Here is a 15,594-nt window from a genome sequence, read left to right as displayed (position 1 = left end):
ACGTACGCAAGGGAACTTCTGAGGGAGGCACTGGGTGATCGAGCTGGAGGGCGTTCCCGAGCTGGTCGACCCGGTCATGATCGCCGCGTTCGAGGGCTGGAACGACGCGGGCGACGCCGCCTCCTCCGCTGTCGCGCACCTGGACGGGGCGTGGAAGGGCGAGGTCTTCGCGGCGCTGGACGCGGAGGACTACTACGACTTCCAGGTGAACCGGCCGACCGTGTGGCTGGACGGCGGGGTCCGCAAGATCACATGGCCGACCACCCGGCTCTCCGTGGTGCGGGTCGGCGGCGACAAGCCGCGCGATCTGGTCCTGGTGCGCGGCATCGAGCCGTCGATGCGCTGGCGCTCGTTCTGCAACGAGATCCTGGGCTTCGCGCACGAGCTGGGCGTGGAGATGGTGGTGATCCTGGGCGCGCTGCTCGGCGACACCCCGCACACCCGGCCGGTGCCGGTCAGCGGCGTGACCTCCGACCCGGACCTGGCGCGGACCATGGATCTGGAGGAGACCCGGTACGAGGGCCCGACCGGCATCGTCGGCATCCTCCAGGAGGCCTGCACGCATGCGGGAGTTCCCGCGGTCAGCCTCTGGGCCGCGGTGCCGCACTACGTGTCCCAGCCGCCGAACCCCAAGGCCACGCTCGCCCTGCTCAACCGTCTGGAAGACCTGATCGACCTCAGGATTCCGCTCGGCGAACTCGCCGAGGACGCCCGGGCCTGGCAGCTCGGCGTCGACCAACTGGCCGCCGAGGACAGCGAGGTGGCCGAGTACGTCCAGACGCTGGAGGAGGCGCGCGACACCGCGGACCTGCCCGAGGCGTCCGGCGAGGCGATCGCCCGCGAATTCGAGCGGTACCTGCGGCGCCGGGACGGCGGTCCCGGCCCCGGCCAGGCCACGGCGGGCGGTCACGCGACCGAGGGCGACGGCTCGTACCTGCGGGACACCTCCAGCGGGCGCACCCGGCCCCCGAAGCCGCCGAAGACGGAGGACCCCGGCGAGGACACCTCCGAGGAGTAGCCCCCGGGCCCGGCTCCGGTTCGCGTTGCGGCGCCTCCCCTCGCGCGGGAAGGTCGAAGGACCAGTGCCTTCGGGAGGTGTCGTACGTCATGGCCATCGCCACGGTGAATCCGGCTACCGGTGAGACGCTCAAGAGCTTCGGTGCCATGGGGCCCGAGGAGGTGGAGCGCCGCCTCGCCACGGCCGGGGCCGCCTTCGCCGACTACCGCACGACCGGCTTCGACGAACGCACGCGGCTGGTGCTGCGGGCCGCCGACCTGCTCGACGGCGACCGGGACGACATCGCGCGCACCATGACCCTGGAGATGGGCAAGCCCGTCGCGGCCGCCCGGGCCGAGGCGGCGAAGTGCGCGAAGGCGATGCGCTGGTACGCCGAGCACGCGGCCGCCCTGCTCGCCGACGAGGAGCCCGCCGAGGACGACGTCCGGGACTCCGGGGCCGAGCGGTGCAGGGTCCACTACCGGCCGCTCGGCGTGATCCTCGCCGTGATGCCGTGGAACTTCCCGCTCTGGCAGGTCGTACGGTTCGCGGCGCCCGCACTGATGGCGGGCAACGTCGGCCTGCTCAAGCACGCCTCGAACGTGCCGCAGACGGCGCTGTACCTGGAGGACCTGTTCCGCCGGGCGGGCTTCCCCGAGGGCTGCTTCCAGACCCTGCTCATCGGCTCCGACGGCGTCGAGAAGGTGCTGCGCGACCGGCGGGTGGCGGCCGCGACACTGACCGGCAGCGAGCCGGCGGGCCGCTCGGTGGCGGCGATCTGCGGCGACGAGATCAAGAAGACGGTGCTCGAACTCGGCGGCAGCGACCCCTACCTCGTCCTGCCCTCCGCCGATGTGGATCGGGCCGCGCGGACCGCGGTGACCGCCCGGGTGCAGAACAACGGCCAGTCCTGCATCGCCGCGAAGCGCTTCATCGTCCACACCGACGTCTACGACGCGTTCGCCGAGCGATTCACGGCAGGAATGCGGGAGTTGAAGGTCGGCGACCCGCTCCTGGAGGACACGAACGTGGGCCCGCTTGCGAGCGAGCAGGGCCGGACCGACCTGGAGGAGCTCGTCGACGACGCCGTACGCAAGGGAGCGACCGCGCTGTGCGGTGGAAGCCGTCCCGAGGGAAGCGAGCGGGGCTGGTTCTACCTGCCCACCGTCCTGGCGGGCATCACCCAGGACATGCGGATCCACCAGGAGGAGACCTTCGGCCCGGTCGCCACGCTGTACCGGGTGCGGGACCTCGACGAGGCGGTGTCGGTCGCCAACGACTCGCCGTTCGGCCTGAGTTCGAACGTCTGGACCCGCGACGACGGCGAGGTCGAGCGCTGTGTTCGGGACCTTCAGGCGGGCGGGGTGTTCTTCAACGGGATGACCGCGTCGCACCCTGCGTTCCCCTTCGGAGGGATCAAGCGGTCTGGGTACGGGCGGGAGCTGTCTGCCCACGGCATTCGGGAGTTCTGCAACGTCACGACCGTTTGGCACGGCGCGAGCAGCTGAGCGCCGGGCACGAAGTGCGGGTATTCGACCGCGGGCCGGTGGGGGCGGGTCGCTCAGTTCCCCGCGCCCTTCGGGGCGCGGGGCTTGGCCGACCGCCATCAGTACGGGTAACCGGTCGTACGCCGAACCCGGCGGCGTCGGAATCCGGAAGGCGGGCCCGGGACCGCCGTGGTCCAACCGTGGGCGCGTTCCGGCCACCCCGCGCAGACGCGTCAACCTCCCTGTCACAGAGGCCGCTCGAAGTTCCCGGCGCCCCGCCAAACTCAACCGTCTTTGGCGGAATTGCGGCGTGACATCGGTTTCCGGTCCAAATGCACGGGTTGCCCATTCAGCTTGATTTCAAACTTTGTTCGCGCCAGCGGGGTTTACGTTCCGCCGCTCCGGTAGCAAGGTGTGTCCCCGTAGGCACGCCAAGCACAGCACCCGAGGGGAGCGGCGGAAGCGATGACCGATCGGATTCACCCGGGCCAGGGCCCCGGAACGGCGGGGCCAGGACCCGATGGAGCTGGATTCACCTATCACGGAGCCGAGCCGGAACTGATCGTCGTCGCGCGGGCCGAGGCCCGGCTGCGCGTCGGCGCCGAGGGCATCCGCTCGGCTTCCGGGGCCGACACCTCGGCTCTCTCGATGTTCCTCGCCGACGAACAGATCGCCCTGGAGCCGCTGTTCGGCCGCGAGGAGCGACTGGCCCAGGTCCCGCAGGGCACCTCCCGCGAGGCGCTCCCGGACCTGTCCCTCTACTACCGGGTACGCGGTGGCGGCGAGCGGGCCACGGAGCTGAGCGCACGGCTCGCCGCGCTGCCCGAGGTCGAGACGGCGTACGTGAAGCCGGGCGCCGTGCCCGCCTCGATGACGGGACGCGACGAGGAGACCATCAAGCGGCTGAAGGAGGGCGCCCCTGCGACGCCCGACTACACCGGCCGGCAGGGCTATCTGAACCCCGCGCCCGAGGGCGTCGACGCCTACTGGGCGTGGCTGCGGCCGGGCGGTTCCGGCGAGGGCGTCACCGTCATCGACGTGGAGGGCGCCTGGCAGCTGGGCCACGAGGACCTGGTGGAGAAGCTCGCCGGGATCGTGGTCGGCAACCCGGTGCAGGACGTGGCGTGGCGCAACCACGGCACGGCCGTGCTCGGGATCATCGGCGGCGACCGGGACGAGAAGGGCATCACCGGGATCGCCCCGGAGGCGGTCACGGCGGCCGCCTCGTTCCAGGGCATCGGCACGGCGGCGGCGATCCACGCCGCGGCCGACCGGCTCTCGCCCGGCGACATCGTCCTGATCGAACTGCACCGCCCGGGGCCCAGGTCCGACTTCCAGGACCGGGACGACCAGGTGGGCTACATCCCGATCGAGTGGTGGCCGGACGACTTCGCGGCGATCCGCTGGGCGACCGCGAAGGGCGTCCTGGTGGTGGCGGCCGGCGGCAACGGCGGCGAGAGCCTGGACGACGCGCTGTACGAGCGGCGACCCGAGGGCTTCCCGCAGGACTGGCGCAACCCGTTCAACCCGTCCAACCAGTCCTCGGGCGCGGTCCTGGTGGGCGCGGGCGCACCGCCGCCCGGCACGCACGGCCGCGACCACGGCCCGGACCGCTCGCGGCTCGCGTTCTCCAACTACGGCGCCCGCCTGGACGCCCAGGGCTGGGGCCGCGAGACCACCACGACCGGCGGGTTCTGGCACCGGGAGGGCGACCTCCAGGGTGGCACCGAGGAGATCGCCTGGTACACGGACACGTTCTCCGGGACGTCCTCGGCCGCGCCCATCGTGGTCGGCGCCCTCGCTTCGCTGCAGGGCATGCTGAAGGCCACCGGGCAGGACCCGATGACGCCGGAGCAGGCCCGTACGATCCTGCGGTCGTCCGGTTCGCCGCAGCAGGACGCGCCGGGCCGCCCCGCCTCGCAGCGCATCGGCAACCGGCCCGACATCAAGGCCGCGGTGACCCGTCTGATGCCCTCGACGGTCGGCACCGGTCAGGCCGAGCGGTACTGGGACGAACTGATCCCGTACCCCCATGAACTGCCCCCGAGGCTCCGGCTGTTCGTGGCCGGGGCATGGCGCAACCTGAACAATCCCGCGCCCGAACTCCGCCAGGCGGTGCACTCCGCCTTCGCGGCCGGACGGCCGGACATACGGGTCTGGTTCTCGGACGACGAGGTCGTCGGCCTGGTGGTCGCCAGCTGAGTCCCCGGACACCGGACAGCCAACGGAACTCACAACAGGGAAGGTGACACCCGCATGAGCACCACCCCGCAGATGAGCCAGCAGCACCAGATGCACCAACAGCAGCAGTACGGCCAGCAGATGGGCCAGCAGGGCCCCAGCACCTCCCCGCCTCAGGGCTTCGGCCAGCAGCAGGGCTACGGCCAGCAGGGCTTCACCCCGCAGTACGGCCAGCAGGGCATCGGCCAGCAGCTGCCGCCGCAGATCCAGCAGCAGCTCCAGCAGCTCGGCCAGCAGCAGCCCTACCAGCAGCTGCTCCAGCAGATGGGCGGCCAGCAGGGTCAGCAGCAGGGCATCGGCCAGCCGCTCGTGCTGCCCGCCGCGGTCAACAGCGCCGCCCTGGTCAGCGGCATCGCCACGAAGTTCTGGGATGTCGTGACCCCGCTGCCCGGCCAGCCGTCGATCCTGTACTTGTTCATCGACGGCGCCTGGCGCCAGCTCGCGAACCCGAACCCCGTCACCCATGACGAGGTCCAGGAGGCCTTCGCGTTCGGGCAGCAGGTCATCGGGTTCTACGACAACACCAACAGCGTCATCCAGGCGATCGTGGTGAACAAGCAGTAGCGCCAACTCCCGCACAGAGGGCGCCGGGTGGGGACATCCCCGCCCGGCGCCCGCCGTATATCTAGGCGCAGCTGAACTTGGCGCCGGCCCAGTCCCCGTGGTCGCCGGACTTGGAGCCGTTGGTGTCGGTGATCTTCAGATGGACGTGCCGGGCGCCACCGAGGGGCACGTTCACCGGCACGGTCGCGGAGGCTCCGGTCACCTTCGGCGAGGTCCACAGGACCTTGCCGTCCGCCTCCACGGAGAAGGCGACCTCCCCGTAGCCGTTGATCTCGTCGTCGATGCCGGCGTCGGCGGTGAAGGCGGTGCAGCGCCCGCCGGTGTAGACCTCGATGTCGGAGTCGGCGTGGGCGCCGATGCCCTTGGCGTACGTCTTCCCGGCGAGCGTGAGGGTGTGGCCGTCGGCCGCCCCGGACTCGCCGTTGGAGCGGTCGCGTTCGGGCGGCCCGTATCCGTTGGAAGACGTCAGCCAGACCATGTCACTGGCCCAGGTGTCGGCCGCGGGCGGCGCCGGCATCACGGAGACCGCGATCCGCTGCTGTGAACTCCCCTGTCCGGAGGACGAGTTGAGGTTCAGCGTGATCTCGCCGGGCTTGGTGCCCTTGGCCGGAGTGACGCCCACCTCGACGCGCCGGGTGGTGCCGGCCGGGACGCGGTCGAGCGCGGCGGGCGGGGTTACGGTCCACCCGGCCGGCGCGGCGACGGACACCTGGACGCCGGTCGCGTCCTTGGCCCCGGCGGTGACGTCCACCGCCACCTTGCCGGGCGCACCGGCGCCGAGCTCCTGCCCGGCGGGCGCGGCCAGCGCGACCCGGTCGCCCGGGGTGCGGCCGCCGACGGCGCTGGTGTCCTTGAGCTTCACCTCGAACGCCTTGTCCGTGCGCAGGCTCGCGGTCTTCACCAGCACTACGCCGCCCCGGTCGCTCGGGTCGTAGAACCAGCCCGTGGCGGCCTTGTCGTACGCGGCCTTCGAGCCGAGCCGCGCGAGCTGCCGCCCCTGGACCTCGACCTTGACGGGCGCGCTGCCCGTGTGCACGGTCAGCTCGTAGGGGCGGGTGGTCTGCTTGCCCGTGAACTCCCCCTTGCCGGCGCCCACTTGGACCCGCACGTCGCCCGAGCCGCGCTGCGGAGCCGAGACGTCTGTGCGCTGGGTGGCGAAGGCGCCGGTCCGGTTCGCCCGCGTCACACCGTCGTCCTCGTACAGCTGGAAGGAGGAGCGGCCCTGCGGGTAGATGTCCCAGGCCAGCGGCGAGTCGGCGGTGCGGTCCTGGTAGGAGCGGATGCCGGGCCACATCGGGACGGCGGCGCCCGCCTTCACGAACAGCGGCAGCGTGTCGAGGGGCGCACTGTAATGGTCGACGGTGGTCGGGCCCTGGTAGGTGCGCCCGCTCCAGTAGTCGATCCAGGTGCCTTTGGGGAGGTAGATCCCGTTGCGTACGGTCGAGTCCTGGTAGACCGGCGCGACCAGGAAGTCCTCGCCGGACAGGAACTCGTACTTGGCGGCGTCGGTCGCCGCCTTCGGGTCGTCGGGGTATTCGAGCGCCAGCGGACGGACGGGGCCGACTCCGGTCTTCGTCGCCTCGTGGGCGTAGGAGTACATGTAGGGAAGGAGCGACTCCTTGAGCTTGAGATAGCCGCGGTTGATGGAGGTGTACGGCTCGCCGTACTGGTAGGGCTGCTTGTCGCCGGCGGCCCAGCCGTCCATCGTCATCACGGCGGGCAGGAACGACTTCCACTGGAGGTCGCGCGTGTACGTCTTCGGGCTGCCGCCGAAGATGCCGTCGATGTCGCCGCTGGTGTAGGCGAGGCCGGACAGGGTCGCGCCCGCGTAGGTCGGTATCTGCCAGCGGATGTAGTCCCAGCTGCCCGACTGGTCGCCGGACCACTGGACGCCGCAGCGCTGCGCGCCCGACCAGCTCTCCGGGGCCCAGGTGAAGCCGCGCGCGTCGCTGTTGGCCTCGATGCCCTGGTAGGCGGCCTTGCAGCCGTCGAGCGCGTGCTTGTACCCGTCGCCGACCCAGGCGACGTCGAGCTTGGCGACGCGCTGGCCCGCCTTGACCTGGTCGGCGAGCTTGTCGAGACCGTCCTCGGTCCACAGCCCCATGTGCATGGAGTCGTGCTGCAGGCCCTTGGCCGTCTCGGCGAGATTCTCGTAACCGCAGCCGTAGCCGTCGTTGACGAGCATCCAGCCGTTGGGCATGTCGTTGGTCTTGTACGCGTCGGCGACCTTGAGGGCGTCGAGGGTGTGGCGCTCTCCGCGGTTGGCGTTGTGCAGATAGCAGTCGGAGTCGCCGGGTTCGAGCCCGTAGACCGGCGGCAGGAACGGCTTTCCGGTCAACTGGGTGTAGTCGCCGATGACTTGCTTGGCATCGCCCGCGAAGTAGTAGGCGTCGAAGCGCTGTTCCTTGGCGCTCGCGGTGACGGGCTGCCCGAAGACGTACGTATTGGGGGCGTAGGTGTTGCGGAAGACGCCGTAACCGGCCGTCGAGAGGTAGAACGGGACGGAGTTGGGGTGGCCGCCGTCGTTCCAGTTGTCGTCGACGCCGACCTGCACCGTCCGGTCGCGGTGCGAGGTGTTGCCACGGCCGTTCTGCATGCCGCCGCCGTAGAACTGCTCGGTGGCGCCGCGCGACAGGGTCTGGGTGGTGGTGTCCTTGGTCCAGCTCAGCGGCTTGGTCTCGGTCCAGAGCTGGGTGCCGTCCGCCTTGTAGAGGGCGAAGCGGAGCGGGGACTTGAAGGCGCGCAGGGTGACCCTGTCGGTGCTCAGCTCGTAGCGGTCACCCTTGTCCTTCCAGCGGGCGGCCGGCGGCTTGCCCTGCGGCAGGACGATGTCGGAGCCGGTCGGGTCGGTGAACTTTCCGTCCGGGGCGAGTTCGATGCGGAAGGTGTCGGCGGTGACGAAGCGGACCCGGGCCTCGGCCGCACCCGCGTGCAGCGTGAAGACGGAGCCCGCGGCGGCCTCGAAGCCGGTCACGTTCCCTACGGAGGTGGCGGCGGGGGTGTCGGCGGGCGGCGCGGCCTGCGCGCTGCCCGGCCCCGCGAACACCCCGAGCAGACCGAGCACGGCCGCACCCGCGAGCGCCACTCTCGTGCGTATTGGTGATTGCATAGAGCGTGTTTAGCGCACAAACGAGCATTGGACCATGGGGTGGGCCGAGGAAACATGGGGCGGGCCGAGGAAAAAACGAAACCGCCCCCGGACTCACGAGGAGTCCAAGGGCGGTGCGGGCAGAGCCGGTTGATCCTTACAGGGCGACGCCGAGGAGGGCGTCGACCGTGCGGGAGACGAGACCCGGGGCGGCCTCGTCGGTGCCGCCTTCGGCGTCCTGGCGCTCGGCCCAGCGGTCCACCGCGGCGAGGGCGGCGGGCGCGTCGAGGTCGTCGGCGAGGGCCTCGCGGACCTCCTCGACCAGCGCGTCCGCGGACGGGCCGTCGGGCCGCGACACGGCGGCGCGCCAGCGCCCGAGGCGATCGAGGGCGTCCCGGAGCACCTGGTCGGTCCACTCCCAGTCGGCCCGGTAGTGGTGGGCGAGCAGGGTGAGGCGGATGGCGGCCGGGTCGACGCCGTCGCGCCGCAGCTTCGAGACGAAGACCAGGTTGCCCTTGGACTTGGACATCTTCTCGCCGTCCAGGGCGACCATGCCGGCGTGTACGTACGCCTTGGCGAAGGGGTACTCGCCGGTCAGCGCCTGGGCGTGGGATGCGCCCATCTCGTGGTGCGGGAAGATCAGGTCGGAGCCGCCGCCCTGCACGTCGAAGCCCATGCCGAGGTGGTCGAGGGCGATGGCGACGCACTCGATGTGCCAGCCGGGGCGGCCGCGCCCGAGGGAGGCGCCGTCCCAGCTCGGCTCGCCCTCGCGGGCGGCCATCCACAGCATCGGGTCGAGCGGGTTCTTCTTGCCGGGCCGCTCGGGGTCGCCGCCGCGCTCGGCGGACAGCGCCTTCATGGCGGCGGCGTCGTAGTGCGAGACCGCGCCGAAGTGCGGGTCGCTCTCGACGGAGAAGTAGATGTCCCCTTCGAGCTCGTACGCGGCTCCCGCGTCCCGCAGCCGTTCGACCAGCGGGACGATCCCGGGTATCGACTCGACCGCGCCGATGTAGTGCTTCGGGGGGAGCAGGCGCAGGGCGGTCATGTCCTCGCGGAACAGCGCGGTCTCGCCCTCGGCGAGCTCCACCCAGTCCTTGCCGTCGCGGATGGCTCGCTCCAGCAAGGGGTCGTCCACGTCCGTCACGTTCTGGACGTAGTGAACCTGCCGCTTGGTGTCGAGCCACACGCGCTGAACGAGGTCGAACGCGTTGTAGGTCGCCGCGTGACCCATGTGGGTCGCGTCGTACGGGGTGATCCCGCAGACGTAGATGCGGGCGACGGGACCGGGGTCGAGGGTGACTCGACCGCCGGTCGCGGTGTCGTGGATCCGGAGGTCGCGGCCCTTGCCGGGCAGGGCGGGGACCTCAGAAGCGGGCCAGGCATGCATGTCTTGAGCGTAACCGGACGCGGGTTCCGGATACGAACCGGACCCCGCGCTTGGCCGAATAGGCCCTCTTGCGCAAGGTGGCCCGGTTGTGCCGGGGCTCCGCCAGGCCCCGAGAGGCGCCCCGCCCCACCCCTTCCCGAAACCCTCCGGGGGTGGGAAGTGGGTGAAGCCGGTTCTCCTGGGGCTCCGCACCAGACCCCGTCGCCCCGAACGGCGCTCGTCCTCAAACGCCGGACGGGCTGAAATGCCCCGGTGCTGACCAGCATGGACGCTGCCAGGGGCGCGGGGAACTGCGCGACCGGCCACGCACGATCCGCGGCCGACCGGCACCGGACCTGACCGCACCCTCCCCCATCCGCCGGAGGCTTTCGGGAAGGGGCGGGGAGGGGCCAAAGAGTCCGGGGCGGAGCCCCGGCCGGGGAACGGTCTCAGACCGGTGGCCACGGGATCGATGGCCACTCGCCGGAGGGGGCCGGGTGGACCCCCGCCGACAGCAGCGCGGCAACCCGCCCCCGCACCGCCTCCACCTCCGCCGCCGTGATCAGCCCACCCAGCCGGACGGCAAGGGGCTCCCGGGGCCGAAGGGCCTCGGCCAGGCCCTTCAGGGCGCCCACCGCCTCCGAGGTGAGCGGCTCACCCGCCCACCCCCACAGCAGCGTCCGCAACTTGTCGTCCACGTTGAACGTGACCCCGTGATCGATCCCGTACAGCCGCCCGCCGGGCGCGGGCAGCAGATGCCCGCCCTTGCGATCCCCGTTGTTGATCACCGCGTCGAGCACGGCGAGCCGCCGCAGCCGGTCGTCGTCCGCGTGCACGAGCAGCGCGGTGCGGCCTTCGCCGACCTCGGCGAGCGCGACCGCCTTCCAGCCCTCGGCCGGCTCCTCGTCGTCGACGAGCGCGAGCAGCCCGGAGTCTTCCTCGACCGGCTCGATCCACAGCTGGACCATGCCCTCGCCGTAGGGCCCGTCGCGCAGCACGGTGGGCGGCACGAGATCCCAGCCGGTCGCCTGCGACACCTCGTACGCCGCGACCTCGCGCTGGGCGAGCGTGCCGTCGGGGAAGTCCCACAGCGGCCGCTCCCCCGCGACGGGCTTGTAGACGCACTCCGCGCTGTCGTCCCCGTACGCGACGGAGCAGTACAGGACCGCGTTGGACGCCTCGCGGATCCGGCCGAGGACGGTGAGCTCACCCTTGGCGAGGAGCTCGGCGGAGGTCAGGCTCCGCGGCGGTATCCGTTCTGGCGCGGGCATACGTGTCCTTCCGGGTCGAGCGGCAGGCTGCACAGCGGGCACGGCGGCCGGCCCGCGTTCACGACGTCGAGGGCGCGCTTGGCGAAGGCCCGGGCCTGGGCTCCGGTCAGGCGCACCCGCAGCATCGGCGGGCCGTTCTCCTCGTCCTGGAGCATGCGCTCCTCGGCCTCGGCGAGGTCGTCCTCGGTGTCCGCGTCGAGCTCGACCAGGGCCTGCGCCTCGATGATCATGCGTTGTTCGTCGCCGTCCCAGGCCAGCGCCATGGTGCCGACCCGGAACTCCTCCTCGACGGGAGCGTCGAGCGGCGCGGTGTCCGTGACGTCGGGCGGGGCGACGGCGGGTACAGGAGCGTTTCCTCCGGTCCTGCGCACGACCTCGTCGAGCAGCTCGTCGATCCGCTCGGCAAGGGCTGCGACCTGGGTCTTCTCCAGGGCGACGCTGGTGGTGCGACTGCCCGCGGACGCCTGGAGGAAGAACGTACGGCGCCCGGGCAGCCCGACCGTGCCGGCCACGAAACGGTCCGGCGGGTCGTAGAAGAACACCTGACGGGACACGTTCTGGTCTCCCTAGTTCGGAGTTGGAGCAGCGGTTTTCGGCGCGTCCACCCTACTGCGCGCGGCGATCACGGTGCTCCCGCACCGCCACCGACCTCGGCCTGATCGTCCGGCTCTTTCTCGCGCGGGGCGAGCGAGGCGAGGTCGCCGGTGTCCCCGAGGCGTACGAGGAAGGGCCGCAGGCGGGTGTAACGGATGACGGTGAGGGAACACGGTTCCACCGAGATCCGCTGGAAGAGGTCGAGATGCATGCCGAGGGCGTCCGCCACGATCGACTTGATGATGTCGCCGTGCGAGCACATGGCGTAGACCGCGTCGGGGCCGTGCTCGGTCTCGATCCGGGTGTTCCAGTCCCGTACGGCCTCGACGGCCCGGGCCTGCATGGCCCGCATCGACTCGCCGCCGGGGAAGGCCGCGTTGGAGGGGTGCTGCTGCACGACCTCCATCAGCGGTTCGGTGGAGAGCTCGGAGAGCTTGCGGCCCGACCAGTCGCCGTAGTGGCACTCGCCGATCAGGTCCTCGGGGTGCAGCGTCAGTCCGGGGCGGGCGTCGAGGAGCGGCTGCACGGTCTCGCGGCAGCGTTGCAGCGGGCTGGTGACGACGGCGGCGAGCGGCACGGAGGCGAGCCGGGCCGGCAGGGCGGCGGCCTGGGCGCGGCCGCGCTCGTCGAGGGCGACACCCGGCGTCCAGCCGGCCAGCACCCCCGCCGTGTTGGCGGTGGAACGTCCGTGGCGTACGAGGATCAGCGTGGCCATGTGCGCCAGCCTAGGCGTGCGGCCGCCCTCGGGTGCGGGCGGCTCCCGATCAAGGGACAATGCCCGCAATGATCGTCGACTGTGCCATCTACCGCGAGGGGCGCCGCACCGAGGGCCCGAGGGACTTCTCGGACGCCCTCGACCAGGCGCGCTCCATCGGCGACAGCTTCCTGTGGCTCGGCCTCTACGAGCCGACGGAGGAGGAATTCGACCTGGTCAGCAGCGAGTTCGGACTGCACAGGCTGGCCGTGGAGGATGCCCTGAAGGCGCATCAGCGGCCGAAGCTGGAGGTCTACGACGACTCGCTGTTCATGGTCCTGAAGCCGGTGGTGTACGAGCCGCACGGCGACACCGTGACCTCCGGCGAGCTGATGCTCTTCGTGGGCGACTGCTTCGTGGTGAGCGTCCGGCACGGCGAGGGCGCCCCGCTCAAGGCGGTGCGGCGCAGGCTGGAGGCAGAGCCGGAGCTCCTCAAGCACGGGCCGACGACGGTCCTGTACGCGGTGAGCGACGCGGTCGTCGACCACTACACGGAGGTGGCGGCGGAGCTCCAGACCGACCTGGAGGAGCTGGAGGCGCAGATCTTCTCGCCGACGGGTGGCGGCGACACCAAGAACACGGCCTCGCGGATCTACACCTTCAAGCGGCAGCTCCTGGAGTTCCGCCGGGCGACCGGCCCGCTCGCGCAGCCCGTGCAGCGCCTCGCGAGCGCGGGCGTGCCGTTCGTGAACGCCAAGTCGCAGCCGTTCTTCCGCGATGTGGACGACCACCTGATGAAGACCAACGAGGCGGTGGAGGGCCTGGACCGGCTGCTCTCCGACATCCTCTCGGCCCATCTCGCCCAGGTGAGCGTCCGCCAGAACGACGACATGCGGAAGATCTCGGCGTGGGCGGCGATGGCGGCGGTTCCCACGATGGTGGCCGGCGTCTACGGCATGAACTTCGACCACATGCCGGAGCTCCACTGGTGGTGGGGCTACCCGGCGGTGATCCTCCTGATGGTGGTGCTCGAAATCTCCCTGTACCGGCTGTTCAAGCGCCGGGGCTGGCTGTAGCTCAGGCGAATCCCGGTGCGGGGACGGCGGGGCCGCCAAGGGCGTCGCGCCGCTCGGGCATGGTGAGGCTGACCATCCGCCGCCACCCGCCGAGCCGTTCGTAGGCGTACACCGCGTGGATGCCCGCCGCGAGGACCGCCGCCTTGGTGCGCGGCCAGGCGAGGATCCGTCCCATGTGAGCCATCACTGCGAGGCTGACATCGCGGTACACGCGGATCTCGGCGAGCGCGCACTCGCGCAGTACGCGCTGGATCACGGGGCCGTGTCCGGCCCGGGCCAGGCGCAGCAACTCCTCGTGGCAGTACGCCAGGTGGTTGTCCTCGTCGTCGGAGATCATCCGCACCGCCCGGCCGATGTCGGGGTCCGAGCCGAAGTGTCTGCGCAGGAGTGCCATCTGTTCGGAGGCGCGCTGTTCGGTGACCCGGCTGTGGGCGAGGTAGACGACGACGTCCTGTTCGGTGAGCGGCGCCTCGCCCCGGAGCTGTTCGTGACCGAGCCCGATGCCGTGCTGTTCGAGCAGCATCGTGTAGTCGGTGTCGGGCGGTACGTCGACGGGGCTCAGGCAGCGCCTCTTCAGCAGCGCGTTGAAGATCCGTCCGTGCTTGTCCTCGTCGGCGCCGTGCCGGGCGACCTTGGGGGCGAGGTCGCGGCAGCTCTGGGGCAGGAGGGAGGCGATCCGGCCGTTCTCCCAGCCGCCCTGGGACTCGCCGCTGGCCGCTATGGAGCAGAAGAGCCGGAACGACTCGTCGTGGTCGAGGATCTCCTGGAACAGACTCTTGGCCGAGAGCATCGCCGTACCTCCGGGGTGCGCACAGTGACCATGCGAAACCGAGTCAAATGCGGCGAACCACCGGCGGCAACAGGGGGTCGGGCTCCACTGGGCCGAACGAAGGAATGTGCGGTGCCCACATCGCCGTAACCGGGCGGCGTGTCGGGGCGTTGTCAGACATGACGGCCGTGGCGGGGAAGACCCCCCGAGCCCCCACCACGGCCGCAGAGACAATCCCCTGGGACGATCTCCTGGACGGATCCCCTGGGACGTTCCCTACGCGAGGCCCGCGCGCTCCAGCGCCTCGGTGCCCGCGCGCAGCGAGGCGAGCCGTTCGTCGAGCGTGAAGCCGGCCGGGGCCAGGGTCAGCGTGGTGACGCCGGAGGCCGCGTACGCCTGCATCCGGTCGGCGATCCGCTCGACCGAGCCGAGCAGCGTGGTCGAGTCGATGAGCTGCTGCGGCACCGCGGCGCCCGCGCCCGCCTTGTCGCCGGACAGGTACTTGTCCTGGATCTCGGCGGCCTCCTTCTCGTACCCCATGCGCTGGGCGAGCTGGTTGTAGAAGTTCTGCTTGCGGCTGCCCATGCCGCCGACGTACAGCGCGGTGTACGGGCGGAACATGTCGGCGAGTGCGGGGACGTCCGCGTCGGCACCCAGCGAGATCGGCAGCGTCGGGCAGACGTCGAAGCCGTCCATGGTCAGGCCGGCCTTCTCGCGGCCCGCGCGGATGTGGGAGATCGCGGTGGCCTCGATGTGCTCGGCGGCCGGGAAGATCAGCAGCGCGCCGTCGGCGATCTCGCCCGTCTGCTCCAGGTTCTTGGGACCGATCGCGGCGATGTAGAGCGGGATGTGCTCGCGCTCGGGGTGCACGGTCAGCTTGATGGGCTTGCCGGGGCCGCCGGGCAGCGGCAGCGTCCAGTGCTCGCCCTCGTAGGAGAGCCGCTCCCGCGTCATCGCCTTGCGGACGATCTCGACGTACTCCCGGGTGCGGGCGAGCGGCTTGTCGAACTTGACGCCGTACCAGCCCTCGGAGACCTGCGGTCCCGAGACGCCGAGGCCCAGGCGGAAGCGGCCACCGGAGAGGGAGTCGAGGGTGGCGGCCGTCATCGCGGTCATGGCGGGCTGGCGGGCCGGGATCTGGAGGATCGCGGAGCCCACGTCGATGCGCTCGGTCTGGGCCGCGACCCAGGCGAGGACGGTAGGCGCGTCCGAGCCGTAGGCCTCGGCCGCCCAGCAGACGTCGTAGCCGAGCTTGTCCGCCTCCTTGGCGACGGCAAGGTTGTCGCCGTCCATTCCCGCGCCCCAGTAGCCGAGGTTGATGCCGAGCCGCATGGCCGAATCCCCTTACTCGTCGGGACGCGTACCCACGCGTCCGTTCTCGCGTCTTACTGATGAGTAACGTTCCTGTGCCGGGGACTCTAGCGCGCGTGGGCGCGATGCGGCAGGG

The 15,594-nt window shown here is 71.2% G+C and carries 12 protein-coding genes; 5 read left to right on the top strand and 7 right to left on the bottom strand.

The features are described 5' to 3' along the window. Window positions 1-34 precede the first annotated feature (34 nt). The 4 genes from IE206_RS11815 to IE206_RS11800 all read left to right on the top strand — a co-directional run bounded on the left by IE206_RS11815 (window position 35) and on the right by IE206_RS11800 (window position 5,289). A complete protein-coding gene (locus IE206_RS11815) occupies window positions 35-1,018 on the top strand; it encodes a PAC2 family protein (protein WP_189962066.1) in 984 nt (327 codons plus the stop codon). An 89-nt stretch (window positions 1,019-1,107) separates the two neighbouring features. Beyond that, on the top strand, window positions 1,108-2,505 hold the full coding sequence (locus IE206_RS11810) for an NADP-dependent succinic semialdehyde dehydrogenase (protein ID WP_189962065.1): 1,398 nt from the start codon (window positions 1,108-1,110) through the stop codon (window positions 2,503-2,505). 444 nt (window positions 2,506-2,949) lie between these two features. Then, window positions 2,950-4,686, top strand: a complete 1,737-nt coding sequence (locus IE206_RS11805; protein WP_189962064.1) for a S8 family peptidase — start codon at window positions 2,950-2,952, stop codon at window positions 4,684-4,686. A gap of 54 nt (window positions 4,687-4,740) precedes the next feature. Then, window positions 4,741-5,289 (top strand): hypothetical protein, encoded by a 549-nt coding sequence (locus IE206_RS11800; protein ID WP_189962063.1) that lies wholly within the window; start codon window positions 4,741-4,743, stop codon window positions 5,287-5,289. A 61-nt stretch (window positions 5,290-5,350) separates the two neighbouring features. Here the strand turns inward: IE206_RS11800 and IE206_RS11795 are convergent, their stop codons facing one another. The 5 genes from IE206_RS11795 to IE206_RS11775 all read right to left on the bottom strand — a co-directional run bounded on the left by IE206_RS11795 (window position 5,351) and on the right by IE206_RS11775 (window position 12,323). After that, window positions 5,351-8,398 carry an NPCBM/NEW2 domain-containing protein gene (locus IE206_RS11795; protein ID WP_189962062.1) on the bottom strand — a complete coding sequence of 1,016 codons (3,048 nt, stop codon included), beginning with the start codon at window positions 8,396-8,398 and terminating at the stop codon, window positions 5,351-5,353. Window positions 8,399-8,534: 136 nt separating this feature from the next. Next, window positions 8,535-9,764, bottom strand: a complete 1,230-nt coding sequence (gene mshC, locus IE206_RS11790; RefSeq protein ID WP_189962061.1) for a cysteine--1-D-myo-inosityl 2-amino-2-deoxy-alpha-D-glucopyranoside ligase — start codon at window positions 9,762-9,764, stop codon at window positions 8,535-8,537. Window positions 9,765-10,192: 428 nt separating this feature from the next. After that, window positions 10,193-11,014, bottom strand: coding sequence for an SCO1664 family protein (locus IE206_RS11785; protein ID WP_189962060.1), 822 nt, complete (start codon window positions 11,012-11,014; stop codon window positions 10,193-10,195). Next, entirely contained in the window at window positions 10,978-11,568 is a 591-nt protein-coding gene (locus tag IE206_RS11780) for a DUF3090 domain-containing protein (protein WP_189962059.1), read from the bottom strand. The genes IE206_RS11785 and IE206_RS11780 overlap by 37 nt, the downstream gene beginning before the upstream one ends. Before the next feature lie 68 nt (window positions 11,569-11,636). Then, complete coding sequence (locus tag IE206_RS11775) at window positions 11,637-12,323, bottom strand: histidine phosphatase family protein (protein WP_189962058.1); 687 nt, start codon at window positions 12,321-12,323, stop codon at window positions 11,637-11,639. Between the two features lie 59 nt (window positions 12,324-12,382). Here IE206_RS11775 and corA point away from each other — a divergent pair, with 59 nt between their 5' ends. Further along, a complete protein-coding gene (corA, locus tag IE206_RS11770) occupies window positions 12,383-13,378 on the top strand; it encodes a magnesium/cobalt transporter CorA (RefSeq protein ID WP_189962057.1) in 996 nt (331 codons plus the stop codon). A 1-nt stretch (window position 13,379) separates the two neighbouring features. Here the strand turns inward: corA and IE206_RS11765 are convergent, their stop codons facing one another. Next, entirely contained in the window at window positions 13,380-14,168 is a 789-nt protein-coding gene (locus IE206_RS11765; protein WP_189962056.1) for a ferritin-like domain-containing protein, read from the bottom strand. 255 nt (window positions 14,169-14,423) lie between these two features. Next, complete coding sequence (locus IE206_RS11760; RefSeq protein WP_189962055.1) at window positions 14,424-15,479, bottom strand: LLM class F420-dependent oxidoreductase; 1,056 nt, start codon at window positions 15,477-15,479, stop codon at window positions 14,424-14,426. Between the last annotated feature and the right edge of the window lie 115 nt (window positions 15,480-15,594).

The organism is Streptomyces violascens (assembly GCF_014649955.1).
Taxonomy (GTDB): domain Bacteria; phylum Actinomycetota; class Actinomycetes; order Streptomycetales; family Streptomycetaceae; genus Streptomyces; species Streptomyces violascens.
This window is presented reverse-complemented; position numbering and strand designations above follow the sequence as displayed.

Bases quoted from the DNA above. Each gene is read 5' to 3' on its own strand.
- IE206_RS11795 (WP_189962062.1), bottom strand. From the start codon at position 8,398: ATGCAATCACCAATACGCACGAGAGTGGCGCTCGCGGGTGCGGCCGTG.
- IE206_RS11810 (WP_189962065.1), top strand. From the start codon at position 1,108: ATGGCCATCGCCACGGTGAATCCGGCTACCGGTGAGACGCTCAAGAGC.
- IE206_RS11805 (WP_189962064.1), top strand. From the start codon at position 2,950: ATGACCGATCGGATTCACCCGGGCCAGGGCCCCGGAACGGCGGGGCCA.
- corA (WP_189962057.1), top strand. From the start codon at position 12,383: ATGCCCGCAATGATCGTCGACTGTGCCATCTACCGCGAGGGGCGCCGC.
- IE206_RS11785 (WP_189962060.1), bottom strand. From the start codon at position 11,014: ATGCCCGCGCCAGAACGGATACCGCCGCGGAGCCTGACCTCCGCCGAG.
- IE206_RS11760 (WP_189962055.1), bottom strand. From the start codon at position 15,479: ATGCGGCTCGGCATCAACCTCGGCTACTGGGGCGCGGGAATGGACGGC.
- IE206_RS11775 (WP_189962058.1), bottom strand. From the start codon at position 12,323: ATGGCCACGCTGATCCTCGTACGCCACGGACGTTCCACCGCCAACACG.
- IE206_RS11800 (WP_189962063.1), top strand. From the start codon at position 4,741: ATGAGCACCACCCCGCAGATGAGCCAGCAGCACCAGATGCACCAACAG.
- IE206_RS11765 (WP_189962056.1), bottom strand. From the start codon at position 14,168: ATGCTCTCGGCCAAGAGTCTGTTCCAGGAGATCCTCGACCACGACGAG.
- mshC (WP_189962061.1), bottom strand. From the start codon at position 9,764: ATGCATGCCTGGCCCGCTTCTGAGGTCCCCGCCCTGCCCGGCAAGGGC.